Genomic DNA, 24366 nt, shown 5'->3' on the forward strand with positions numbered 1-24366 from the left:
CAGTAGCAGCAGTAGCGCAGAACGCGCCGGCTCGCGCTCAGGCGGCGATAGCCTGCCGATACGCGGTCGGCGCCACGCCGACGCTCTCGCGGAAACGGTGGCTGAAATGGCTGGCGTTGGCATAGCCGCATTGCTCGGCGACCTGCGCGAGCGGCAGCGCCGTGGAGCGCAATAGCGTGCGGGCGCGTTCGAGCCGCTGCTGCGCGATCCACGCGGCGGGCGGCAGTCCGAACGAGGTGCGGAACATGCGCGCAAGATGAAATTCCGATAACGCCGCTACGCCGGCCAGCTCGCCGAGTGTGAGCGTCTGCGAAAGATGGCTTTCGATATAGTCGTGCAGCCGCCGGCGAGTCGCGACCGACAATCCGCCTTTAAGCGACGCATCCGTGCGGCGCACGCCTTGCGCGCGCAACAGCAGACTCAGCACTTGATGCGCGGTCTCATTGGTGCGCAGCAAACCGTCGGGATCCTGCCAGTCTTCGTTCGCAAGCGATTGACACAACGTGGCGATGCGGGCGTCTTCGAAATACGTGCGATCGGCGAGCGTCAGTTCGCGCGGCTCGAGGTCGAGTTCCTGAACCGCACGCTGCGTGAAGTGCTCCGGAAGGAAGTACAGGTGCATGAAATGCATGTGGCCGCGCACCCACCAGCGTGATTCGTGGTCGCCGGGCAGCGCACAGAGCCGCGACGGCGCGCCGTAATGCCCCGGCATTTTCTGACGCTCGGTGCGATAGCCGCCGTCCAGATAACACGACAACGTGTGATGGCCGGGCCGATCGTAGACGGTCTCGGCTTCTTCCGTGTCGCGAGTCCAGACGGCGATGGCCAGCCGATCGCCGAGCCACGCGAAGCGGTCCAGATTCGCGTTGGCGCTGCTCAGCGTGTGACACACCGACTGAAGGCCGAACGGCGATTCGGTGGGGTGGGTCACAGGGGCGTGCGGTCTGGCGTTCACGAAGCGGGCGAAATACTTGTCATGACTGAATAAGCGTCAGTATACGGCCGCCCACGCGCGGCGGCTTGCCACTCCGAAAAAGTGCGCAATCCTGGACAAGTGCGGCCGGTCTGGCTGCGGCATAGTGGGCTTCCGTATTTGCTGCTGCAGGCCTGACCATGAATTTGTCCCTCTATGCCGCCACCGTTTTGATTTGGGGCACCACGTGGATCGCGATCAAATGGCAACTGGGGGCGGTGCCGCCGCCGGTGTCCATTGCATGGCGTTTCTGGATCGCGGCGCTGGTGCTGTTCGCGTTGCTGCGTATCATGCGCCGGCCGATCTGGCCACCGCGCGCCGCATGGCGATTCCTGGTCGCGCAAGGATTGGCGCTCTTCTGTCTGAACTTTCTGTGCTTCTACTACGCTGAACAGGTGGTGCCGAGCGGCCTGGTGGCGGTGGTGTTTTCCACCGCGCCGCTGCTGAATTCGATCAACGGCCGTCTCTTCATGGGCCGGCCGTTGCAACCCACGGCGATTGCCGGTGCGGCGCTGGGGCTCGTCGGTATCGTGTGTCTGTTCGTGCAGCAGATGACGGGACACCTCGGCGATCACGCCGCGTGGTTCGGGCTTGCGATCGCGTTTCTTGGAACCCTGTGCTTTTCGGCCGGCAACCTGTTGTCGAGCCGCATGCAATCGATGGGTCTGCACCCGTTCGCCACGAATAGCTGGGCGATGCTGATCGGCGCCGGCGTCTTGACGTTGGGAAGCGTAGTGGCCGGTTTCTCGTTCGCCGTCGAGCCGTCCGCGCGTTATCTCGGCGCGCTCGCCTATCTCGCGATTTTCGGCTCGGTGATCGGCTTCACGGCTTATCTGATGCTGGTCGGGCGCATCGGACCCGAGCGGGCTGCTTACTGCACGGTATTGTTTCCGATCGTGGCGCTGGCGGTGTCGACGGTGTTCGAAGGCTATCAGTGGTCCGCGCTGGCCGTGGTCGGACTGTTGCTGGTGGTGGCCGGCAATCTGGTGGCGTTCGATCTCACGCGGCGTATCTTCGTGCGGCGAGTGCGGACTTCCTGAGGGACGTTTTCCCGGCGAGGCGGCGCGCTAATCGGCCGCCGTGCCGAGAGTGCTGGAGAGTCACCGTTTGCCAACGCGTCTCTTTATCAACGGTGATGATTCAGATTGGCACGGCCGCACCTGCGGGCGATTGAGGTGAGTATTTTCGGGAGCCTGGAAGGCGGTTGAGAAAAGCTCCGGTGAGCTTTTCCGGGAGTGCGGAAATCAAGCAAAAATCAAAGCTGGCACCTCCCCATCACCTCCGCATTAACCACATGGGTAGACGAACCCACCCATCACCCGTATAATCCCAGCACCCTAACCGCGAAATCGCAGCTAGATAGGCCCAGTTAGAAGGGGTTCGATGCAAACTAGCAGCACTTTGCATCCGCTCTGACGCCGGTTGAAAACCCGGCATTCAAGAGGGGCCCAAACCCCGTCGGACAAGCAGCCCAGCGCTGCTGCCGAATATCATCGATGGATCTGGCACCAGTTTTCCTGACTGGTCCGCCACCGAAGGCGAAATCACACCGCCTTCGCGCCGGGCAAAAACAAACCCCCGGCACCACTCGGTTCAACTCGCGGCATCTGTCGCGTCCCGAACTTCCCATTCGCAGCGTCATCACGACGCCTGCGCGGCGCGGCTATTTCCGCGCGTCGCTCGAACAAGGAGGCGCATCTTCATGATTCAACGTCCTGCCAGACTGATCGGCAGTCTTGTAGCCATCGGTGTCGTCGTCGCGTTGCTGTGCCGCGCGGTCGACCCCAGCGCGCTGCATCAGTACGCGCCCGATCTCGTCTACTACACCAAACGGCACCTGCTGCTCGTCGGCTACTCCATGGCGCTCGCGCTGCTAGTCGGCATTCCCGCCGGCGTATTGCTGAGCCGCCCGTCGCTCGCGCGTCACGCCGAACGCTTCATGCAGATCTTCAACATTGGCAACACGATTCCCTCGCTGGCCGTGCTGGCGATCGCGCTCGGCATCTTCGGCATTGGCGATATTCCGGCGCTCGTCGCGCTGTTTCTCGCGTCGTTGCTGCCCATCACGCGCAATGCCTACGAAGGCATGAAGAATGTCGCACCCGCGCTGCGCGAGGCGGCGCGCGGTCTCGGCATGACGGGCTGGCAGTCGCTGTTGCGCGTGGAGTTGCCTAATGCCATGCCGATCATCATCGGCGGCGTGCGCACGGCGCTCGCGATCAACGTGGGAAGCGCGCCGCTCGCCTATCTGATCGGCGCGGACAGTCTCGGCACGCTGATTTTTCCGGGCATCTATTTGAACAACCAGCAGCAGCTTTTGCTCGGCGCGGCGGCCACCGCGATTCTCGCGCTGGTACTGGACGGCATCGTCTCGGCCGGCAGCCGCTACCTGCTCGCGCGACGCGGGGTGACGGCATGACGAATCTGTTCAAACGCAGCCGCTGGCTCGCCGCCGGCGCATTCCTCTTCACGAGTCTTCAGGCGAGCGCGGCGACGCTCGTACTCGGCGGCAAAAATTTCACCGAGCAATACGTTCTTACCGAGATCACGTCGCAATACCTGCGCGCGAAGGGCTACACGATCGACGCCCGCACCGGCCTCGGCAGCACGCTGTTGCGCAGCGCGCAGGAGAACGGCCAGGTCGATATCACGTGGGAATACACGGGCACCGCCGCGATCGTCTACAACAAGATCACTGAAAAGCTCGATCCGAAGACGATGTACGAACGCGTGAAAGCGCTCGATGCGAAACGTGGCCTCGTGTGGCTGGATTGCTCGCCGCTGAACAACACGTACGCACTCGGTCTGCCGCAACAAGTGGCGCAGCAAACCGGCATCCGCACGATTTCGCAACTCGCCGCGAAGATGGCGGCGGAGCCGAAACAGAAACACGTGTTTGCGATGGATGCGGAGTTCGCCAATCGACCGGACGGCCTGAAGCCGCTCGAAGCCGCGTACGGCATGCAGTTCAGCCGCGCGGAAACGCGGCAAATGGATCCGGGCCTCGTCTACACGGCGCTGCATAACAACCAGGTGCCGATCGGGTTGATCTACACGACGGACGGCCGCGTGAAGGGCTTCAACATCATGCCGCTCGAAGACGACCGCCACTACTTCCCCGCATACAACGCCACGCCGGTGGTGCGCAAGACGACGCTCGACCAGAACCCGCAACTCGCGCCGCAATTGAACGCGTTGTCCGACGCGCTGAACAACGACACGATGCTGGAAATGAACAAGCAGGTCGACATCGACGGCAAGCCGGTGCGCGAAGTCGCGGCGGAGTTCCTGCGCACGCACAAGCTGCCCTGAGCGGAGATCTTCTTTATGACTGTATTCGACTATCTATCGGCCAACTGGCCTGAATTGCTGCAACTCACCGCGCAACACGTGTGGCTGGTGGGAATCGCGGTGGGTTGCGCGATTGCCGTCGGCGTACCCTTGGGTATCCTGATCAATCGGCACGAGTGGCTCGCCGCGCCGCTGCTGAGCATTGCGACGGTGGTGCTGACCTTGCCGTCCATCGCACTGTTCGGCTTGATGATTCCGGTGTTCTCGCGCTTCGGCCAGGGCATCGGCGCAGTGCCGGCGATCACCGCCGTGTTCCTCTATTCGCTGCTGCCGATCATGCGCAACACCTACCTCGCGCTGCGCAATGTCGACGCCGGCATCAAGGAAGCCGGCATCGGTATCGGCATGACGGTGTGGCAACGGCTGCGGCTCGTCGATTTGCCGCTCGCCGTGCCGGTGATTCTCGGCGGCGTGCGCACGGCCGTGGTGATGAACATCGGCGTGATGACGATCGCCGCGGTGGTCGGCGCGGGCGGTCTCGGCACGCTGATCATCCGCGCGATCGGCCAGAGCAACATGATGAAACTGTTGGTGGGCGCCGTTCTCGTGAGCTTGCTCGCGATCGTCGCCGACCTGCTGCTGCAAGCGCTGCAACGCTTGCTGACCCCGAAGGGAGTACAAAAGACATGATCGAACTCGACAAACTGACCAAGACGTTTACGCAGAAGGACGGCCAGCAGGTGAAGGCAGTCGACTCGGTGAGCCTGACTGTCGGCGAAGGCGAAATCTGCGTGTTTCTCGGCCCGTCGGGCTGCGGCAAGACCACCACGTTGAAGATGATCAACCGTTTGATCGCGCCGACTTCGGGCCGCGTGCTGATCAACGGCGAGGACACTTCAGGTCTGAACGAAGTCGAATTGCGCCGCCACATCGGCTACGTGATCCAGCAGATCGGCCTGTTTCCGAACATGACGATCGAGGAGAACATCACGGTCGTGCCGCGCCTGCTCGGCTGGGACAAGAAGCGTTGCCGCGAACGGGCCACGGAGTTGATGTCGATGGTCGCGCTCGATCCGAAGCAGTATCTGAAGCGCTATCCGCGTGAACTTTCGGGCGGCCAGCAACAGCGTATCGGCGTGATTCGCGCATTGGCCGCCGATCCGCCGGTGCTGCTGATGGACGAGCCGTTCGGCGCGGTCGACCCGATCAATCGCGAGTCGATTCAGAACGAGTTCTTCCAGATGCAGCGTCAGCTGAACAAGACAGTGATCATGGTGAGTCATGACATCGACGAGGCGATCAAGCTTGGCGACCGCGTCGCCGTATTCCGCCGGGGTCAACTGGTGCAATACGATCATCCGGATACGCTGCTGGCGCATCCGCGCGACGAGTTCGTCGGCGCGTTCGTCGGTCAGGACAGCACGTTGAAACGCCTCTTGCTAGTGAAGGCCGGCGACGCCGCCACCCAGCCGGAAACCGCGCATGCCGACATGCCGGTCGCGCGCGCATTCCAGATGATGGACGACAGCGACAGCCGCTATCTGACCATCGTCGATGGCAAGCAGCAGGCGCTCGGCTATGTGACGCGCCGCTCGGCGCGCGCGGGCCAGGGTGTGTGCGGCGATCATCTGACTGCATTCAAGGCGACGGTCAGCGCGGACGAGCATCTGCGCATCGTGCTGTCGAAGATGTACCAGTTCAATTCGTCATGGATGCCGGTGCTGGATGGCGACGGCCGTTATGTCGGCGAAGTCACGCAGGATTCGATTGCGGACTATCTGAGCTCGGGCCGCTCACGTCGGCAGACGGGTCAGCCGGCGATCGTGTCGCCTGCTGTCGCCGCGGCGGAAGCGGCGGCCGCGCAAGCTGCGGCCGCTGAGCACGTTTGATATTGGGTAGTCAACAAAACGGCGTGAGCGCGGCGTCGCGAGTCGAATCGAGCACCGGCCACGGCAATGAATCGGCCGGCGGCGCGGTGGCCGTTCTCACCATGCCGGGTGCGCTTTCGAATACCTCGACGAGCCAGTCGACGAAAGCGCGCACGCGTGGTGAAATCTGGCGGCTCTTCACATACGTCACTGAAACGGGCACCGGCGCGGGCCTGCACTTCGGCAACACTTCGACCAACTTTCCCGACGCAAGGTACGGCGCGGCAACCGCGTGCCCAGGCTGAATCAAGCCGAGGCCTTCGAGTCCGCAGGCGAGGTAAGTGTGTTCGTCGTTCACCTGGATGAAGCTGTCCAGTTTCACCTTGCTCGCTCGCGCCGCCACGCTGAAGTCGAAGTCCATGCGGCGGCCGTTACATGGCGGAGTTGCACAAAGACGGACGCGACTGGCTGCTGCTAGAAAACCATTGCCCGATTTGCGCGGCGGCGCGAACCTGCCAGGGATTTTGCCGCACGGAGTTGCAACTCTTCGCCGAGATTGTCGGCGAAGACGGTTCGATTGAACGCGAGGAGCATGTGCTGGCAGGCGCGCGTCGGTGCGCTTATCGCATCCACGTAAATAGCAAATAGCACCGCATTTGTGCGCAGGCTTATGCGCTTCGGATTGTTTGGATAATTCAACATTTAATGCGAATTTTTTATCAATATATTTCCGATTTTTCTATGCGAGGATAAAACGCCAACATTTACGCGTGCGCGATTGCCTATCGGTCCGCACGCCTGCGATGTGCGCCGGACACGCCGACCCTGCGCGCTTCGCACCTTGCAAGGAAATACCGTCGTGACATTGTTCTCTCGCCTGGGCGTGGCCGTTGTTATCTTACACAGTCTTATCCCGCTGAATGCGTCCGCGCAATCGCAACTCAATTACACCACCTCATGGATCGGTAATAGCTTTGGTTTCGGCGACGGCAAATGGATGCAGCAGGATATCCAGGCCATCAGCGTCGGCGGCGACGGCACCGTTTATACCAACGCGCCGTGGGACGAAAGCGGTAGTGAAATCGCCGCCTACCGCGCGGGCGACAAGATCGCTGTCGCGGGTTCGACGCATGGCTGGGGCGCGGCCGGTGGCGACGCGGTCGCGGTGAATCACACGTACCTGTATGCGGCGATGTCGATCGGCAACGAGAGCAACGCCCTGGTCGGCGCGGATTATCCGGCAGCCAATCTGACCTGGTACGGCATCACGCGCCGCACGCTCGCCAATCTGGCGACTGGCGCGCCGTTCAGCGGCGGTATTGGCAATAGCGCCAATGCGACGAAGAACAGTTTCCTGCCGCTCGAGACGGTGGCAACTGGCAACGACGCGAGCATTCGCGGCATGACCGCCACCGACAGCGAACTGTATGTGGCCGACACCTACGCCAACCGGATCGTCGTGTTCGACGCGAATTCGATGCAGCGCTTGCGCTCGTGGAACGTGACATCGCCGGGGCGCATTGCGGTGGATACCGATTCGACGCTGTGGGTGATGAGCGGCGTCTCTTCTGGAAGCCTAACGATTCAGCACTATGCTGCGAACGGCACTGCGCTCGCCGGTACATTGACGCTGCCGGCGGGCGCGGTGCCGGCTGATATCGCGGTCACGCCGGCGGGTCAAATCCTCGTCGCGGACAACGGTCCGTCGCAACAGATTCTTGTCTTCAACAAAGACGCCAACGGTCAACCGCATGCCGCCGCGGCGATCGGCACGCGCAACGGCATCTTTCACGCGGTCAAGGGCGTGCCCGGCAATTGGCGTTTCAACGGCATGACGGGCATCGGCGTCGATGCCGCGGGCAATCTGTACGTCGCGCAGAACGGCGAAGGGCCGCGACCGGTCGGATCGGCATCGGTTGGACAAGGCGCGGTGCTCGAAAGCTACGTGTACAGTTCGCACGCCCTCAATTGGCGCTTGTACGGCCTCACGTTCGTCGATAGCGCCGCGTTCGATCCCGCCACGCCCAATTCGGTCTACACAGGCTCGAAGCGCTTCACGCTCGATTACAGCCAGCCGGTCGGCCACGAATGGTCGTACGCGGGTTTCACGCTCGATCGTTTCGACTATCCGGACGACCCCACGTTTCACGAGCCGCGCGGCGTGCGTGGCGAGCCGATGGTGCGTCGAATCAACGGCCAGCCGTTTCTCTACACGCTCGATCCGGGCGCGCATTATCTGAACGTGTACCGCTTCGATGCCGCGCACGGTGAAATGGCGATTCCGTCGGGCCTGCTCGCGCAAAATCCGCTGCCGGGCACATGGCCCGCGGCGCAGCCCACGTATGGCGAATGGCTATGGCGCGACAGCAATGGCAACGGCAGCGTCGACGCCAGCGAGATCAGCAGCAATCCGTCGACCGGCAGCACCGTCGGCAACGGCTTCTGGTGGGTCGACACGCCGGGCAATGTCTGGCTCGCCACGCCGTTGAGCGGCATCCGCGAAATGCCGCTGCAAGGCCTCGATTCCGCGGGCAATCCGATCTACACATACGCCAGCTCGAAGATGTTCGCGATGCCGCAGCCGTTCACGCGGATAGCGCGGATCGTCTATATCGCGGCGACCGACACCATGTACATCTCCGGCTTCACCAGCGCGATTCCATGGGATGCGACGCATTGGAAAGAGGCCGGCCCGGTGCTCGCGCGTTATGACAACTGGAGTTCCGGCACGCCGACGCAGCAGTACACGATTTCGCTGCCCTGGAACACACAAAGCAATCCGCAAACGACGACCGTGGGCGTCGCGGTGGCGGGCAATTACATCTTCGTGGCCGAGCTGTACACCCAGAAGGTGGATGTGTACGACGCGCGCACCGGCCAGGCCGTCGGCTATATGACGCCGGGCGCGAGCGTCGGCAACACGAGCGGCTGGGTGGACGTGTATCTTGGCATCAGCGCGGCGCAACGCGACAATGGCGAGTACGTCGTCCTGCTCGAAGACGACGCCCGCGCAAAAATTCTGATGTATCGATGGACGCCTTAACGCCGATCGCGTTCGCCCCGTTCACGAATGGACGGCAACGCACGATCGGTATATAACAACATGAAAGGATGGCTTGTTCACCGCTGCATCAACAGGAGCGAAGTTTCATCATGACGCAAGACGTAACGCCTAAGCCACCCACGGGCGACCGGCCCGATCTGGAAAACCTCGACGCAGCGCTCAGTCACGTGGATCAGCAGGTATCGTCGGGCAGCATTGCATCCGGCGCCGCGAAGGGCATCCTGTATAGCCTGATCGAAACGCTCGGCACGTTTGTCGGCGATCCCGATCTGCCGGAGCATGCACGTTCGGGTTACGAAGGGCTGCTGGAAGCCGCTCGCGAGCTGCGCGCGAGGCTGGATCACTAAAGGCGATGGCGCGTTGCCGGTCAGCGGCGCGATTCGCATCGGCATGGATGCCGATGTCGAACGGCCGTTGCTTCTGTTTGGGGTGACGGCATAACGCGGCTGCGATTCATCATCGCATTCGGCCGCTGCATTTCGGCGTCGCCGCTGTCTATGATAAAAAGGCGCACTGTCTCCAATATTGCGCCTTTTTTATGCTCTCTGCGTCTGCTATCGCGCTGCTGGCCGTCGGCATTGTCGTCGTGCTGATCACGCCCGGCCCCACCAATACACTGCTTGCCGCGGCCGGCTTGCGCCAGGGTGTGCGGCGCTCACTGCCGCTGATCGCCGCCGAACTAGGCGGCTATCTCGTCTCGATCTCCGTGTGGGGGCATTTCCTCGTCCAGGCGGCGCATGCGCTGCCCTGGCTGCCCTCGGTGTTGCGCGTGGCGGCCGGCTTGTACATCGCGTATCTCGCCGTCGACATGTGGCGCGCGGCAGTCGCCTTGCCCGACTCGGCGCAGCGGGCGAGCGGCATGCGCACGTTGTTCGTGGCGACGCTGCTCAATCCAAAAGGCTTGCTGTTCGCCGGCACGATCTTTCCGGCTGTCGCTTTCGCGCACCTGCCGGCCTACGCCTTTTCGATGCTGATGTTCGCGTGCCTGCTGGTGCCGATCGCGCTCGCGTGGATCGCGTTCGGCGCGGCGCTCGGCAGCGGCAGGCTCAGCTGGCTCAATCCGGTGAAGATGCAACGTGGCGCTTCGATCGTGCTCGGCGTGTTTTCCTTGTCGATTGCGTGGGCGGCACTGCATTGAGTGCGGCGCTGATCGGGCGTTCAGGCGGCCACGCTGTCGCCCAAGGCGTCGTCGACCATTAACGCGTCGAGCCATTCCGGCGGCGCGGACGTGATTTGTAGTTGCGGCGTGCCGTGCCAATCCGCGCAGCGTTGCAACGCGCGGCGCAGATCGCCGGCGAGACGGGCGCTCAGACGCACGCCCGGTTCGATGTGCAGCGACTTCAGTTCGAACACGCCTTGGGTCCGGTGCGCTTTCGCATCCACGCGGCCGACCAGACGCCCACGGCTCAGCAGCGGCAATACGAAGTAACCATATTTGCGCTTCGCCGCTGGCGTATAGCATTCGATCGCGTAGTCGAAGTCGAACAGCGCCGCCGCGCGCTTGCGATCCCACACCACCGGATCGAACGGCGACAACACGGTAGTGACCGTCGACGAGAGCTTGCCGCTCGCGGCATCGTCGAGTATCGCGGCGAAGTCTCGATGCACGAACGTGTCCTGCTTCCAGCCTTCCACCTGCACCGGAATCAGTTCGCCCTGGTCGGCGAGCGCATGCAGTTCGTCGCGGTACGGGCGTCGTGGCAGCCGGTAGTAGTCGGCGACCCAATCGGCGCGCGCGACACCGAGCGCACGGCAGGTGCGGCGTAACACGGCTTCGGTCACGGTGTGCGCGGGCGGCAGATCGCGCGCGTCGTCCCAATCCGGCAGCACCCGCTCGGTCAGATCGTAGACGCGGTGAAAATTGCGCCGCTCGGCCACCATCAATTGACCGATCGCGAACAGCACTTCCAGATGGCGTTTCTCCGGCTTCCAGTCCCACCAGCCGTTGCTCTTGCCCGCCTCGCGGGCAAAATCCGCGGAGCGCACGGGACCGCTCGCGCGAATGTGCGCGAGCAGCTTCTCAACGTCCTTGCGATATTTCTTGTGCCACTCGGCCGCGTATTTCCAGCCCATGCCGCTCGGATCGAGCATGCGATGGCGCAGCAGGCCGTAATCTTCGATCGGCACGAAACAGGCTTCATGCGACCAGTACTCGAACAGCTTGCCTTCGGCGAGATGCTCGTCGAGCCATTGCTGCGGATAGGCGCCGAGCCGGCTGAACAACACGAGATAGGGGCTGCGCGCGACGACGTGAATCGTGTCGATCTGCAATTGCGCCATGCGGCGGATCGTGTCGAGCACGTCGGCCTTGACGGCTTTGCGGCGCGGCGGAGTCAGCAAACCTTGCGCGGCCAGATGCAGGGTACGGGCGGCGGAAAGCGAAAGAGTCTTCACGCGGGCGTCGATCAGTGAGTGACTGCGATGGGGGCGGACACAAGGCCCGGCCTGGATTAGCAGCCACTACTGTAGCGTGAAGCGCCCAAACTTGCCTTTACCACCCGCGGCCGTGATGCCGATCCCAGCCGCGATGACGGCCATGATCGTGGTGCCAGTGACGGTGGCCGCCGCGATAGTAGTCGTCCCGGTAGCCGTAACCGTAGACCGGTTGGGGCGCATACACGACGGGCGGTGGCGCATAGACCGGCGGCGCTGCGTACACCGGGCCTGGTGTGTTCACGAACACGCCGACGTCCACCCGCGCCGAGGCGGCAGTCGATGCGCAGGCGGCGGCAAGGCCGAAGGCGGCGAAAACGATCGCGCGTTGGAACATGCTTGTCTCCTGTCGAATGGCTGACGACAATATTACGAGACAGAAAGGCAAGCAGGTGCAACCAGTTGAAGGTGTGTGTAACAGCAGGTTACCCGCCGGCGGTTGCAAGGCCGGCGGGCATTTTCAGACCATCGAAATCATTCAGGCGCTCAGCGGGACCGCTTCTCCCGCCGATACCGCAAGCAATTGATGGATCTGCGCGACCACGGCGGCGCCTTCGCCGACGGCCGCCGCGACCCGTTTGGTCGAGCCGGCGCGGGCGTCGCCGATCGCGTACACGCCCTCGACCGTGGTCGCGAGATCGCAGGCCGAGGCGCCGTCGGCACTCGTGCCGGTCAGCACGAAGCCTTTCTCGTCGAGTTCCACGCCGCAGGTACGCAGCCAGTCGGTATTCGGGTCCGCACCGGTGAAAAGGAACAGATGGCGCGTGTCGAAATGATCGGTGCCGTCGGGCAACGGTTTTTTCAGGGCGACCGACGACAAACCGCTTTCGTCCGCATCCAGCCGGCCGATCTCCGAGTTCGGATGCACGAACACATTCGGCAGCGAGCGGATCCGGTCGATCAGGTAGCGCGACATGGTGGCCTCAAAACCGCTGCGCCGGATCAGTACGTGGACCTTGGCCGCATGCGTCGCCAGATAGACGATCGCCTGGCCGGCCGAATTGCCACCACCCACCAGTACGACTTCCTGGCGTTTGCACAGCTTGGCTTCGACCGGCGACGCCCAGTAGTAGACACCGCGTCCCTCGAAACGGTCGAGCCCTTCGAGCGCCGGGCGCCGGTAGACCGCGCCGCTCGCGATCACAATGGCGCGCGCCGTGATATGCCCGCCGCACTTCAGTTCCAGCCGATGCGGCCGCTCCGCGCAATGCAGCGCCTTCACGTTGACCGGAATCGCGACGTGCGCGCCGAATTTCTGCGCCTGCACGAACGCGCGGCCCGCCAGCGCCTGACCGGAGATGCCGGTCGGAAAGCCGAGGTAGTTCTCGATCCGCGAACTCGCGCCGGCCTGGCCGCCTGGCGCGCGGCTGTCGAGCACGATCACCGACAGGCCTTCGGAGGCCGCGTACACCGCGGTGGCGAGCCCAGCCGGTCCGGCGCCGACAATCGCGACGTCGTACACATGCGCATCGTCGAGATCGGGCAGCAAGCCGAGGCACGTGGCGAGTTCCGGCATGCTCGGGTGACGCAGCACCGAGCCGTCCGGGCAGATCACCAGCGGCATGTCTTCTTTTTGCGCGGCGAATTGCTCGATCAGACGCAGCGCGTCTTCGTCGCGTTCGTCGATCACGGAATGCGGATGGCCGTTGCGCGACAGGAAGCCTTGCAGCATGACGAGCCGGGCGTCGCTGCTGTTGCCGATCAGGATCGGCCCGCCCGCGCCCTTTTCGATCAGCGACACGCGCCGCAGAATCAGCGCGCGCATGATGCGCTCGCCGAGTTCCGCTTCGGCGACAATCAGCGCGCGCAGCCGGTCCGGCGGAATCAGCAAGGCTTCCACCGAACCGAGCGCCATGCCGTTGACCAGCGCGGGTCGTCCCGACAATTGACCGACTTCGGCAAGGAAATGCCCAGCGCCATGTTCGTTGATCAGCACTTCGCGTCCAATGCCGTCGCGTTGATAGACCTTCACGCGCCCTTCGAGCACCACGAACATGCCGGGACCGGTGAGACCGGTCTCGAACAACAGCTCACCGGCTTTCCAGTGGCCAATCTCGCCGAACTTGCGCAGACGACCGATTTCCGCGCAGGTGAGCGCGGGGAACATCTGATGCATGCGCGTCGAGAGTGACGAAAACGGCGCGTCGGCGACGACGTCCTGCTGTTGCCCTACTGCTTGTTGCACTTCAGCTTCTTGAGTCGAAAGCATTGAACCGCTCCTTCGGTGTTCATTGATGGATCGAACGAGAGGCGAAGCGGCGCGGCGCCAGAAGGCGCGAATCCAGGTGCGCTGCTTGCGCTATACGGCCTTCGGCGCGACGTCGTCGACCGCCACGTCGGGCGGCGGCATGTTGGGCAGCGAGTCCACCGGCTTGCCCGAGTCGCGCCAGGCTTCCATGCCGCCGCGCAGCGGCAGCACATCGGAGAAACCGGCTTCGTTCAATTGCTTGGCCATCCATGCCGCGGAAATCTCATTCGGGCAGGAACAGTAGATCACCAACTTCTGATCGTGCGGATAGGTCGCGACGATCTCGCCGAGCTGCCGCTCGTCGGCGAATTGCGAGCCCGGAATGATGAACGGATCGAGCTTGCGCTTCTCATGCGAACGGATGTCGAACAGCACCGGCGTTTTGCCCGCCTTCACGAGCGAGGCCAGCTCGTCGACTTCGATGCGCGCGGACGCGAGCTTCGAAATCAGCTGGCGCCGGCGCACCCAGCGATACGCGGCATACGCCAGCAGCAGGCCGACGGCGACCAGCGCGGCCGTTCGGCCAAGGCGTCCGGCCATGGCGAACAGCATGTCGATCTGCCTCGCGAACAGCGCGCCGATGATCAGGCCGGTGCCAGACCACAATGCGGCGCCGATGCTGTCGTAGGTGAGGAACGTGCGGTAGCGCGTGCCCATGGCGCCCGCCATTGGGATCGATACGATCGACAGTCCCGGCACGAACTTGGCGACGGCCAGCACGCGCACGCCCCAGCGACCGAAAAAGCGTTCGGTCTTTTTTACGCAGGTGTCACGCGAGAGCGACAGGCGGCAAATCGTTTTCAGCGTATTGCCGCCGTACATACGGCCAGCGAAATACCACGCGCTGTCGCCGATCAGCGTGGCGAATATCGACAGGATGAGCACCGGCGCCAACTGCGTGCCCACGGAACCGGGATGCATGGCCGCCATCGCCCCAAACAGCACGAGCGACGGCATCGCCGGAACCGGCAGCCCGATCGAGGCGGCGAGCACGTTCACGAAGACGAGCGCCGGCCCATATTGCTCGACGAGATCATGTAGCATCGGCTTACATCCGCAGCCCTTTCGGGCGCGGCGCAGGTAGGAAATGCAAAGGAGAATGCAAGGATTATGGACGCATTTTCAAGACGTGCAAACGCCCTGAAAAGAAGCCCTTTACTTGGGTGTGGAATGCGCAATCTCAAGCACACTCAACCACTTGAATGACGCATTAGCAGCGCGACTTGAACAAAACAAGAAAGGCGTGAATGTCGTGCGATGTTGCTAAAGCGGAAATAATGCCCGATGGAAGGCCGTAGACGCCCGCTCAGCAAGCAATTAGAGAACGGTGATGCTAAAGCGTCACGCGGCATTCACACTGAAAGTGCAATGCCGCGTGACGGATTTCATTGACGATGATTGTGCTGTTCGCCGGGCAATTCGGCGCCGTGCGCGCGAATCGCGGCAATCAGTTCGGCTGGCGTGATTTCGTAGCGCACTTCGCGGTGAATGCCTGGCTTGCGCTCATCGACTTCGATCAAAAGAATGCCTTTGCCGTCTTCTGTCGATTCGAGGCGCAGCGAGCGAAGTTCGCGCGCCGTTGCGTCGTCGTATTCGGTGAGCAGGGCCATTGACCCGGAAGACCCGGTAGTGCGCATCGAAGTTGTCCTCGTTCCGTTGTTGATCGAACCATTGTACGGGCAGGATGGTGCGGCGTCTGTCTCGCCACCGTCACGCTTCACGTGGTTGCCGGCGCAGTTGCCTGCGTGCCGCACGCCGCCAAGCGCGTTGACTGGCGCGGCCCGCCGGGCAGCGCGTGTCGTCACGTCCCGCCGTGACAACCAGTTTAACGCGACTCTCGGCAACGACGGATGCATTTTTCGTGCCCCGTGACGGTGCGATTCTTCTCCATGACTGTCACGCTGTTGACGCGCGCTCCGGTTAGGGGAAATGGGCCGGGCGCGGCGTACGTCGCGGCTAGCGCATCTTGTCCAGATCGCTGAGTTCGGCAACGCGCAGCGGTGCGTCGGCGGCGAGGAAAAACTCGTCGAGCTGCGGCGGGGCGGCCGCTGTGCCGCTCAACATCGCGTGAACTTGCCCGCGATGATGGATCTGATGGACGAACACATGCGGCAGCACGCTGCCGATCTTCTCGCGTTGCACCCCGACCGGCGGACCACGGTCGATCTGGACTTCGCGTTGCAGATCGTCGTCGGTAAGCGATTCGCAGAAGGCGAGCAGTTGCTGATCGCTCCGCGCTTGTGCATCCCACAGGTCGGCTGCGCGCGGATAGGGCAATTCGTTATCGAAAATGGTGAGGCCTGCGCCGCCGCCGATCAGCGCATCGAAGTAGTAGCGGTCCACCAGAAGGATGTGATTCAACGTGAGCTGTAACGATGGGAAGAAGCTCACCCTGCGCTCGGCGAACGCTTCGTCGGTCAAGGTGAGGCAGGCGCGGTAGAGGCGCAGGTTCGACCAGGCGTTGTTGCGCGCCATGGCGGCGAGGTGCGAGGACAGCGGATTGACGCGTGGCGAGTCGGAAGGGGTCACGTCGGCCTCCGGTAGCGGGAATCGGCATGAGGGTGCGCTTGCGCGTCGCCGTGATCGCACGCGTGGCGCGAGAATGGAAACGCTGCCTGTCTAGCGTAGCATCGCTTCGCGCGAGGCGATCGACGTGTGGCGCGTTCGTGAAGACGCGTTCCCGTATTCCCTCACCGTTCGCTTTGTCTGCTGGACGGGTGGCAATAAATGATCGAGGACAAAACCTCAACAATCCTCAACAGCGCAAGCACCGCAGCCAGTCCACAAAAAAAATAGGCCCGTCCACGGAGAGGGCGGGCCGCTAAACGCCGTTGTTACTCGGGTCAGCCTGCCCTTGCAAACAACTGGGCGCTGACGCTTCCATCGTGCTGCGTCAATACTGGACTGTCGAGGTGGGGGTAACGCCGATCTATCAGATTAATTCGGCTTCTTCCTGCTCGACATCGTGTCCGGTGACTGGCGCACGGTGTCGGTTGATCTCAGGCGCCGACGTTTGCGCTGCATCGGCGGCGAACGCTCGACGCTTCGTGTCGGCGGCGCGTTGCGCCGGCGCTGCGTCGGCGACGGTGAACAGGCGCACCGCTTCATCCAGCACGTCCGCCTGTTCCGCCAGACGCTGCGCGGTGGCCGCCGCCTGCTCGACGAGCGCTGCGTTCTGCTGCGTGGCGCCGTCCAGATGCGAGACCGCCTGATTGACCTGGCGAATGCCTTCCGCCTGTTCGCTGCTCGCATTCGCCACGTCGACGATGATCGACGACACGCGCCCCACCGCCTCGTCGATCACGCGCATCTGCGACGTTGTCCGCGCAACCAGTTCGGTGCCGGCCGCGACTTCGGTGGCACTCGCTTCGACCACCGACTTGATTTCCTTCGACGACGCCGCGCAGCGTTGCGCCAGCATGCGCACTTCGCTCGCGACGACGGCGAACGAGCGGCCTGCTTCGCCCGCGCGCGCCGCTTCGACCGCGGCATTCAGCGCGAGGATGTTGGTCTGGAAGGCGATCCCGTCGATCACGCCGGTAATGTCGGCGATACGTCGCGATGCCGCTGTGATGCCCGCCATGGTCTGCTCGACCTGGCCGGCGATCTTGCCGCCGACCGTTGCCGCCGCCTGGGCGTCTCTTGCCAGATCGAGCGCGCGCACGGTGGCGTCGGCATTGGCTTGCACGGTGGTGGTCAGTTCTTCCATGGTGGCGGCGGTCTCTTCAAGCGACGCCGCTTGCAACTCAGTGCGTCTCGCGAGATCGACATTGCCGCTGGAAATTTCGCGTGCGTTGTCGAGCATGCCGGTGATTTGCGCGCGCACGTCGTACACGATCGCCGCGAGATTTGCCTTCAACTGATTCAGCGCTTGCAGCACGTCGCCGAGGTCGTCGTGGCGCGCGATCTGCAGATCGGCGGTCAGATCGCCGGCGGCGAGACGCGTGGCGAATCCCGACATGTCGCGAATCGGCGCGGCGAGTTGGCGCGTCAGCACCTGCCATGACGCAATGCTGACTGCCGTGGTGACGCCGAACGCCATCCAGAACGGCACAGGCGGTGCGCCTTGCCATGCGGCGAGGCCCGTCAGCAGAAGCGCCAGCGGCGTGATCGCGTAGCCGATTGCCGCACGCGTCGCAACAGGAAGGCGCATGAGCGCCTGCAAACGCCCCAGCACGCCGGTGCGCACCACCACGCCGCGGCGCAACTGCACGCCGCGCGACTCGCCGGTGCGCATGCGCGCGTACAGCGCTTCGGCGGCGCGCACCGCATTGTGTTCCGGTTTCACGCGTACGCTCAAATAGCCGACGACCGCGCCTTTCTCCACCACCGGCGTGACATTGGCATGCACCCAGTAGTGATCGCCGTTCTTGCGGCGGTTCTTCACGAGCGCGGTCCAGGGACGGCTGTCGCGGATCGTCGCCCACATGTCGGCGAAGGCTTCGCGCGGCATGTCCGGATGGCGGATCAGGTTGTGCGGCTGGCCGATCAGTTCGTCGCGCGTAAAGCCGGACACGGCGATGAAGGCCGGATTGCAGTACTGGATGCGGCCGGTCAGATCGGTCGCGGATACAAGCATGTGTGACGACGGGAATTCGTACTCGTGCCCGGTGACAGGCTGGTTATTGCGCATGGCTTTCCTTGCTGGTGCTAGCCCGCGCGTGGGCGCGGCGCTTACATGGTTGCAAGGAATATCGGCAATTAACCCCGAGGCCTTGAGGGTTTCCCAGTAAACCACTCAGGTTTAGGCCGGCCTAAGCCGTTAATACAGGGTTGATTGACGCATCGTGGATGGCCGCGTGAAACAGCGCCGGATGCGTCGCGCGATACCTTCAAAAGGTCTACACTGCGCCCGTATAAGGACTGCAGACGCATCTCGTCCCTCGATTTCGCAGCGGTCTGCCTGCGCAAATCTGCCACTCACGCGAGCTGATGCAGAAGATCCTCGACCGTACTCAGGAGTCGTTGGCGCAGGCTTTCGCCACGCTCGCGCAGAACGCGAAACGCCAGCAGCGCCTGTATCTGGCGACGATCGGTTCGCTGATGCTGATCGTGCTGATTTTCGCGCTGGTGCTGGCGGTAGCGGCGGGGCTCAAGCACCTCGAATACCGCCGCACCCTCGAGTCGCAAAATGCCGCCGAGGTTTCCCTGCTCCTGCATCAGGAGGAGTCGTTCCTGCGGCGCGCTGAATTGACGCTCGATTATTACTACGGCGGCGCCGCGGCGCCGAGCGCGCCGGATGCGACACAGCAGGCGATCCTCAAGAGCGGCGTCGCGCGCGGCAAGGTAGACCGGGTGGATGCAGATTTCGACCTGGTGGTCGGCGAAACCACGCGCAACGCGTGGGGCCCGCAACTGGGCGAAAAACTCGGGCGCCTCTACGAATCGGCGCAATCGACGCTCGTGACCCAGCAGGCTTTTGAACTGCGGCAACGGGCGACGCTGATCGGTTTGAACGAAGACTATGCGGTGATCCTGCCTTCGCTGGGGCAACCGCTCGTGGGCCAAACTGGCAGCGCCGATCAGGCCGTCACGTCGACGCCGCAACCGGCGATCGTGAGCTTGCTGCGCGAGACGCTCGAACGGCACCTCGAGGCGCAAACCGGCAAGCGCGTGCCGGGGAAAGGCGAGCGCGTCTGGCTGGGACCGTACCGCGATCCGCTGCAGAACCGTCCGGTGATTTCCGCGGTGAGCGCCTACTATCACGGCGACACGCCCACCACGCTGATCAGCATGAACATTCCGCTGGACGTGCTCATATCGAGTATCGCGCCCGCCGACAGCGAGGGCGTGATCCTGCTGATGACGGCGGATCGCCGCATCGCCGTGTCGTCGACGCCGCTCGACATGCCAATCGCCAACCTGCTGCGGCAGGCGGTGGCGGCAACGCCAAGCCACGTCTTTCACTACAGCCCCGAGGGCACAATTTTTCACGAGCCGCTGGGGCCGGGCTTCGGCTTCCTGGTCGGCTACATACCGTGGAGTGCGCTGATCGTCGCACTTGGCTGGCAACTGGGGGTAATTGGCTGCCTGACGGCGCTCACCCTGCTGGCGATTGCACTGATGGCACGCTATTTCGGGCTGCGGTTGTTACGTAATTCGTTTGCGGAAACGTCACGCGCGCTGGAGAGCGAAACGCTCAACCACATTCTCGTCAGTGCGACGCCGGTTGGGTTGTGCATCGTTCGACAGAGTGACTATTCAATCCTGACCGCCAACGCGCTTGCGGCCGAGTTGCTCGGTATCGAGGCCGACGGCAGCCGGCTTCCGCCGCATGTCGTCGGCGAGTTTCTGGCTCAGGCGCCGGATCAGACGTCGGCCACGGCGATTGCGCGGGTGGCTGCATTCGTCGCGCCCGCGCACCCGGCGCATCAGCATCAGTCTCCGCAGCAGTCGCAAACGGAGCCGCAAACCGCATCGCCATCAGACAAAGGCGGCGGCGCGCCCTCGCGGTTTCTGCAATTCATATACGCGCCCGTGCGTTACGCTGGTGAGAACGTGCTGTTCTGCGCGATTCTCGACGTCACCGCCCAGACCATGCTCGAGCAGCAATTGCGGCATGCACAGCAGACATCCGAGGCGCTGATGCGCGCGCGTACGAATCTCTTCGCCGCGCTGAGTCACGAAATTCGTACGCCGTTGAACGCGCTGCTCGGCAATGTCGAACTATTCGCCCGCACGCCCGGCCTCGAGGCGCATTCGCAACGGTTTGCGACATTGCGTGTTGCAGCAGATGCTCTGCGCCGCGTCGTCAACGACATTCTTGACTTTTCGAAGATCGATGCCGGCGTGATGTGGCTGGTCAGAAAACCGTTTCGTCTCATCGACGAATTCGAAAGCATCGCCCTTTCCTACGCGTCGATGGACGGCGGCAGCTCGATCCGTTTCTATGCGTTCCTCTCACCGACCCTCGATCAGACCTTGATCGGCGATCGAATGCGCATCGCGCAGATCGTCAACAACCTGCTTAGCAATGCGTTCAAATTCACCTCGACCGGCAAGATCACGTTGTATGCCGAAGTGATAGACGATTCACCGGATTGCGCGATTTTGACCTGCCAGGTTTCGGATTCGGGCGCTGGCATGAACGAGGAAACGCTGGCGCGGCTTTTCAAACCGTTCGCACAAGGCGAACTGGGTGCATCGCGCGGTGCGGGCGGCACGGGCCTCGGTCTCGCGATCTGCAGACGCTTATGCGAGGTGATGGGCGGCCAGATTGCTGCGGACAGCGTGCCTGGTGTGGGCAGCGCATTTCGTGTATCGATCCCGCTCGCGAAAGCGCCCGTCGATTCGCTCGCGCCGGCGACGGTCCCCGAGCAACGCGGGACGGTGCTCGTCTTGTCCATGGAACGGGAAACAAGCGAGTTGCTGGACCGCTGGCTTCAGCACGCGGGTTGGATGGGACATCTGGTAACCACGCTGGCCGCCGCGCAACTGTGGCTACGCGTGAATGCTCCCCCTGATCTGTTGCTCGTCTCCGGCGAATACGATCTCGAGGTGATTGCCGCGCTGCGTACGTCGCAGCCGGTCGGCGCCGTGTGGATCACGCGTGGCGGCCCGCATTATCCCGAGGCGCGCGGCGACGGCGTGTTCGAAGTGAGTGAATTCAGCTGGACGGCGATTCTGTCGGCGATCGAACTGGCGCGCGGGGGCACATCCGCAGCGCCGACTCCTGCGCCCGCAATGGCCGATTCGGTGGGAATCCATCCGACGCTGCGAGGTCTCCCAGTCCTCGTCGCGGAAGACAATCCCTTGATCCAGAATCTAGTTGCCGAACAACTGGTCGAATTGGGGTGCGTGCCCACTATTGCCCCCGACGGCAAACACGCGCTGAGGTTATTCGAACAGACAGGTTTCGAGGTGGTGCTAACCGACATCCACATGCCGGAGATGGATGGTTACGGACTGCTGGCCGCGCTGCGCAAGCTGCGTGCGACCGTGCAGGTGCTCGCCTTCAGCGCCGTGGCCGAACATGAGGGGGCGCACAACTGGCGCGAGCGCGGCTTTAGCGGATATGTCGCCAAGCCGGCGACGTTGAGCGAGTTGCAAGCGGCGTTGCTGGAGGTGGCACCGGCTTCGGCACCACTGCAGGTGGCTCCGGAGAACGTAGCGCCTGACAAGGCGATGGCTCCCGCTCCTAACGCAGGGAGCACGCTCAGCGCGGACGACAAGGCGCGCTACTCGGCGATGCTCAGGGAGCACTTGCAAAAAGATCTGCCGAAGCTGCTCGCCATCGTCGAAGAGGAAGATGTGCAGGCGTTGGCCGGCTGGGCGCATAGCGCGAGCGGCGCGTTTGTCGTCGTGCAGGAGCCGCAGTTCGTCGACCAATGCCGGCGGTTGCAACGGTTATGCAATGACACCGGACGCTGGACCACCGAGATGGACGAACTCGCGATCTCGCTGCACGACGCTTTATTGGATCACTACGGACTCGACGAGGAGTCGGCGCATTGACCCGCCATTCTGCTTTGCGGGCTCAACCCGGTCGTTTGGCAATGAAGTCGATTTCTACCAGCGCGTCGCGCGCCAATCCGGTGACGCCGATACAGGTTCGCGCCGGTAGCGCATCGGCGGGGAAGTAGGCGCGGTAGATCTCGTTCATCGGCGCGTAATCGCGCTTGAACTCGGTCAGGAAGATGCGTGCGGCCACCACGTTTTGCAGGCCGAGGCCCAGGCCTTGGAGCACCAGCACGAGATTGTCCATCACGCGCTTGGTTTGGGCGACGACACCTTCGGGAAGCGGTGCGGCGTCGTCGGTTGGGGAGGTCGGCATCTGGCCGGTCAGGAAGACCCAGCCGCCGGCTTCGGCAGCATGCGAGAACGGGCCGACCGGCGTGGGTGCAGAGGGAATCATCCAGAAAGAAGGTGCTGAACTCATGGCAGGGTGTGCTGGGCAAGATCGGATGTCGGGATGACAAGGTAACCGATCAAAAGTCAGGATGCCGGCGCGATGCCGGCATCGTGCCCAGTTCCCGCCCGCTCAGACCAAACCAGTCGCGTAATAAACCGCGATCACAAAGAACACCGCCATCGTCTTGATGACCGTAACCGCGAAGATGTCGCGATACGACTGCCGATGCGTCAAGCCCGTGACCGCCAGCAGCGTGATCACCGCGCCGTTGTGCGGCAGCGTGTCCATGCCGCCGCTCGCCATGGCGACGACCCGGTGCAGCACTTCCATCGGAATGTGCGCCGCTTCCGCGCCCTTGATGAACGTGTCGGACATGGCCGCGAGCGCGATGCTCATGCCGCCCGACGCCGATCCCGTGATACCCGCCAGCGAGCTCACCGACACGGCTGCATTGACGAGCGGATTGGGAATGCTCTTCAACGCGTCGCTGACCACCAGAAAGCCCGGCAACGCTGCGATCACACCGCCAAAACCGTACTCCGACGCCGTATTCAACGAAGCCAGCAGCGCGCCCGCCACCGCAGCCTTGGTGCCGATCGCGAAGCGCTCGCGCACGCGGTTGAACGCCGTTACGACGACCATCACGATACCGAGGAGCAGTGCGCCTTCCACGGCCCAGATGGCGACCACGGCCTTGATCGTGGTCGTGACCGGCGCGTGGATGCCCGGCAGGATGTCCGGCGCCACGGTGTACGACGCGCCGTACCAGTTCGGAATCCAGCGGGTCAGCAGGAAGTTCGCGACGCCGACCAGAACCAGCGGCGCGACCGCCAGCAACGGATGCGGCAGTTGCTTCGATTCCACGCGCTCCGGCTCGTTGACGAGTTCCGTGCCGTAACCTTCGCCGGTCGCCATCGCCGAGCGGCGGCGCCATTCCAGATACGTCAGGCCGACCACGATGATGAACAGCGAGCCGATCACGCCGAGTGCGGGCGCGGCCCACGAAGTCGTCTTGAAGAAAGTGGTCGGGATGATGTTCTGGATCTGCGGCGTGCCGGGCAGCGAATCCATGGTGAACGAAAACGCGCCGAGCGCGATCGCGCCGGGCATCAGGCGTTTCGGAATATTGCTCTGGCGGTACAGCTCGGCCGCAAACGGATAGACGGCGAACACCACCACGAACAGCGAGACCCCGCCGTAGGTGAGCAGCGCGCACACCGCAACGATCACCGCATTGGCGCGCGAGCGGCCGATATAGCGGATCGCGGCGGCCACGATCGATTCCGAGAAGCCCGACAGTTCGATGACCTTACCGAACACGGCGCCCAACAGGAACACCGGGAAGTAGAGCTTCACGAAGCCGACCATCTTCTCCATGAAGATGCCGGTGAAAACCGGCGCGACGGCGGCCGGATCGGTCAGCAGAACGGCGCCGAGCGCGGCGATTGGTGCAAATAGAATGACGCTGTAGCCGCGATAAGCGGCAAACATCAGAAACGCCAGCGCGGCGAGGACGATGACAAAGGACATTGAGTCTCCAAAGCTTGGTTGTTCTACATGGTCGCCGTTCCGAGGGTGCGACGGCACGGCGCCGGGCAAACGCAGGTTCCGTGCCACGCATACGGCAACGGCCAGCCG

Annotated in this window: 21 protein-coding genes; 9 read left to right on the forward strand and 12 right to left on the reverse strand. The window is 63.3% G+C overall.

Annotated features, from left to right (window positions below; all coding sequences use genetic code 11):
* Positions 1–37: 37 nt before the first annotated feature.
* Complete coding sequence (locus tag B0G74_RS42065) at positions 38–931, reverse strand: AraC family transcriptional regulator (protein WP_207915803.1); 894 nt, start codon at positions 929–931, stop codon at positions 38–40.
* A gap of 182 nt (positions 932–1113) precedes the next feature.
* Here B0G74_RS42065 and B0G74_RS42070 point away from each other — a divergent pair, with 182 nt between their 5' ends.
* From B0G74_RS42070 to B0G74_RS42090, 5 genes are all read left to right on the forward strand, one after another.
* Positions 1114–2013, forward strand: coding sequence for an EamA family transporter (locus tag B0G74_RS42070; protein ID WP_132383460.1), 900 nt, complete (start codon positions 1114–1116; stop codon positions 2011–2013).
* Between the two features lie 662 nt (positions 2014–2675).
* Complete coding sequence (locus tag B0G74_RS42075; RefSeq protein WP_132383462.1) at positions 2676–3392, forward strand: ABC transporter permease; 717 nt, start codon at positions 2676–2678, stop codon at positions 3390–3392.
* The gene (locus B0G74_RS42080) at positions 3389–4285 is read left to right on the forward strand and encodes a glycine betaine ABC transporter substrate-binding protein (RefSeq protein ID WP_132383464.1); all 897 of its coding nucleotides are present in this window, start codon (positions 3389–3391) and stop codon (positions 4283–4285) included. Before B0G74_RS42075 ends, B0G74_RS42080 begins: the two co-directional genes overlap by 4 nt.
* Positions 4286–4300: 15 nt before the next feature.
* Positions 4301–4954 (forward strand): ABC transporter permease, encoded by a 654-nt coding sequence (locus B0G74_RS42085; RefSeq protein ID WP_132383466.1) that lies wholly within the window; start codon positions 4301–4303, stop codon positions 4952–4954.
* Positions 4951–6153, forward strand: a complete 1203-nt coding sequence (locus B0G74_RS42090) for an ABC transporter ATP-binding protein (protein WP_132383468.1) — start codon at positions 4951–4953, stop codon at positions 6151–6153. Before B0G74_RS42085 ends, B0G74_RS42090 begins: the two co-directional genes overlap by 4 nt.
* 10 nt (positions 6154–6163) lie before the next feature.
* Here B0G74_RS42090 and B0G74_RS42095 read toward each other — a convergent pair whose 3' ends face one another.
* Positions 6164–6553, reverse strand: coding sequence for a LysR substrate-binding domain-containing protein (locus B0G74_RS42095; protein ID WP_132383470.1), 390 nt, complete (start codon positions 6551–6553; stop codon positions 6164–6166).
* 53 nt (positions 6554–6606) lie between these two features.
* A complete protein-coding gene (locus B0G74_RS47745; RefSeq protein WP_165924044.1) occupies positions 6607–6834 on the reverse strand; it encodes a hypothetical protein in 228 nt (75 codons plus the stop codon).
* Positions 6835–6991: 157 nt separating this feature from the next.
* Here B0G74_RS47745 and B0G74_RS42105 point away from each other — a divergent pair, with 157 nt between their 5' ends.
* From B0G74_RS42105 to B0G74_RS42115, 3 genes are all read left to right on the forward strand, one after another.
* Entirely contained in the window at positions 6992–9175 is a 2184-nt protein-coding gene (locus B0G74_RS42105; RefSeq protein ID WP_132383472.1) for a hypothetical protein, read from the forward strand.
* Positions 9176–9285: 110 nt separating this feature from the next.
* Entirely contained in the window at positions 9286–9543 is a 258-nt protein-coding gene (locus B0G74_RS42110) for a hypothetical protein (protein ID WP_132383474.1), read from the forward strand.
* A gap of 191 nt (positions 9544–9734) precedes the next feature.
* Positions 9735–10334, forward strand: a complete 600-nt coding sequence (locus B0G74_RS42115; RefSeq protein WP_132383476.1) for a LysE family translocator — start codon at positions 9735–9737, stop codon at positions 10332–10334.
* 20 nt (positions 10335–10354) lie between these two features.
* Here the strand turns inward: B0G74_RS42115 and B0G74_RS42120 are convergent, their stop codons facing one another.
* The 7 genes from B0G74_RS42120 to B0G74_RS42150 form a co-directional block, all read right to left on the reverse strand.
* Positions 10355–11590 carry a winged helix-turn-helix domain-containing protein gene (locus tag B0G74_RS42120; protein ID WP_132383478.1) on the reverse strand — a complete coding sequence of 412 codons (1236 nt, stop codon included), beginning with the start codon at positions 11588–11590 and terminating at the stop codon, positions 10355–10357.
* A 97-nt stretch (positions 11591–11687) separates the two neighbouring features.
* Entirely contained in the window at positions 11688–11966 is a 279-nt protein-coding gene (locus tag B0G74_RS42125) for a hypothetical protein (protein WP_132383480.1), read from the reverse strand.
* A gap of 141 nt (positions 11967–12107) precedes the next feature.
* Positions 12108–13838 (reverse strand): FAD-dependent oxidoreductase, encoded by a 1731-nt coding sequence (locus B0G74_RS42130; RefSeq protein ID WP_132383482.1) that lies wholly within the window; start codon positions 13836–13838, stop codon positions 12108–12110.
* 90 nt (positions 13839–13928) lie between these two features.
* Positions 13929–14921 (reverse strand): DedA family protein/thiosulfate sulfurtransferase GlpE, encoded by a 993-nt coding sequence (locus B0G74_RS42135; RefSeq protein ID WP_132383484.1) that lies wholly within the window; start codon positions 14919–14921, stop codon positions 13929–13931.
* 341 nt (positions 14922–15262) lie between these two features.
* The gene (locus B0G74_RS42140) at positions 15263–15514 is read right to left on the reverse strand and encodes a hypothetical protein (protein ID WP_007178686.1); all 252 of its coding nucleotides are present in this window, start codon (positions 15512–15514) and stop codon (positions 15263–15265) included.
* 319 nt (positions 15515–15833) lie between these two features.
* Entirely contained in the window at positions 15834–16406 is a 573-nt protein-coding gene (locus B0G74_RS42145; protein ID WP_132383486.1) for a DinB family protein, read from the reverse strand.
* Between the two features lie 403 nt (positions 16407–16809).
* Positions 16810–18510, reverse strand: a complete 1701-nt coding sequence (locus B0G74_RS42150) for a PAS domain-containing methyl-accepting chemotaxis protein (RefSeq protein ID WP_132383488.1) — start codon at positions 18508–18510, stop codon at positions 16810–16812.
* Between the two features lie 299 nt (positions 18511–18809).
* Between B0G74_RS42150 and B0G74_RS42155 the strand changes: the two genes are divergently transcribed.
* The gene (locus B0G74_RS42155) at positions 18810–22331 is read left to right on the forward strand and encodes an ATP-binding protein (protein WP_132383490.1); all 3522 of its coding nucleotides are present in this window, start codon (positions 18810–18812) and stop codon (positions 22329–22331) included.
* 22 nt (positions 22332–22353) lie between these two features.
* Here B0G74_RS42155 and B0G74_RS42160 read toward each other — a convergent pair whose 3' ends face one another.
* Both B0G74_RS42160 and B0G74_RS42165 read right to left on the reverse strand, forming a co-directional pair.
* Positions 22354–22755 carry a RidA family protein gene (locus tag B0G74_RS42160; RefSeq protein ID WP_132383492.1) on the reverse strand — a complete coding sequence of 134 codons (402 nt, stop codon included), beginning with the start codon at positions 22753–22755 and terminating at the stop codon, positions 22354–22356.
* Positions 22756–22857: 102 nt separating this feature from the next.
* Positions 22858–24258 (reverse strand): GntP family permease, encoded by a 1401-nt coding sequence (locus B0G74_RS42165; RefSeq protein ID WP_132383494.1) that lies wholly within the window; start codon positions 24256–24258, stop codon positions 22858–22860.
* Positions 24259–24366 lie beyond the last annotated feature (108 nt).

Origin of the sequence: Paraburkholderia sp. BL9I2N2 (assembly GCF_004339745.1) — a bacterium.
Taxonomy (GTDB): domain Bacteria; phylum Pseudomonadota; class Gammaproteobacteria; order Burkholderiales; family Burkholderiaceae; genus Paraburkholderia.

Coding starts and splice junctions, on each gene's coding strand:
- B0G74_RS42150 (WP_132383488.1), bottom strand. CDS start 18,510: ATGCGCAATAACCAGCCTGTCACCGGGCACGAGTACGAATTCCCGTCG.
- B0G74_RS42140 (WP_007178686.1), bottom strand. CDS start 15,514: ATGCGCACTACCGGGTCTTCCGGGTCAATGGCCCTGCTCACCGAATAC.
- B0G74_RS42085 (WP_132383466.1), top strand. CDS start 4,301: ATGACTGTATTCGACTATCTATCGGCCAACTGGCCTGAATTGCTGCAA.
- B0G74_RS42130 (WP_132383482.1), bottom strand. CDS start 13,838: ATGCTTTCGACTCAAGAAGCTGAAGTGCAACAAGCAGTAGGGCAACAG.
- B0G74_RS42125 (WP_132383480.1), bottom strand. CDS start 11,966: ATGTTCCAACGCGCGATCGTTTTCGCCGCCTTCGGCCTTGCCGCCGCC.
- B0G74_RS42165 (WP_132383494.1), bottom strand. CDS start 24,258: ATGTCCTTTGTCATCGTCCTCGCCGCGCTGGCGTTTCTGATGTTTGCC.
- B0G74_RS42110 (WP_132383474.1), top strand. CDS start 9,286: ATGACGCAAGACGTAACGCCTAAGCCACCCACGGGCGACCGGCCCGAT.
- B0G74_RS42160 (WP_132383492.1), bottom strand. CDS start 22,755: ATGAGTTCAGCACCTTCTTTCTGGATGATTCCCTCTGCACCCACGCCG.
- B0G74_RS42155 (WP_132383490.1), top strand. CDS start 18,810: ATGCAGAAGATCCTCGACCGTACTCAGGAGTCGTTGGCGCAGGCTTTC.
- B0G74_RS47745 (WP_165924044.1), bottom strand. CDS start 6,834: ATGTTGAATTATCCAAACAATCCGAAGCGCATAAGCCTGCGCACAAAT.
- B0G74_RS42135 (WP_132383484.1), bottom strand. CDS start 14,921: ATGCTACATGATCTCGTCGAGCAATATGGGCCGGCGCTCGTCTTCGTG.
- B0G74_RS42095 (WP_132383470.1), bottom strand. CDS start 6,553: ATGGACTTCGACTTCAGCGTGGCGGCGCGAGCGAGCAAGGTGAAACTG.
- B0G74_RS42090 (WP_132383468.1), top strand. CDS start 4,951: ATGATCGAACTCGACAAACTGACCAAGACGTTTACGCAGAAGGACGGC.
- B0G74_RS42080 (WP_132383464.1), top strand. CDS start 3,389: ATGACGAATCTGTTCAAACGCAGCCGCTGGCTCGCCGCCGGCGCATTC.
- B0G74_RS42075 (WP_132383462.1), top strand. CDS start 2,676: ATGATTCAACGTCCTGCCAGACTGATCGGCAGTCTTGTAGCCATCGGT.
- B0G74_RS42115 (WP_132383476.1), top strand. CDS start 9,735: ATGCTCTCTGCGTCTGCTATCGCGCTGCTGGCCGTCGGCATTGTCGTC.
- B0G74_RS42070 (WP_132383460.1), top strand. CDS start 1,114: ATGAATTTGTCCCTCTATGCCGCCACCGTTTTGATTTGGGGCACCACG.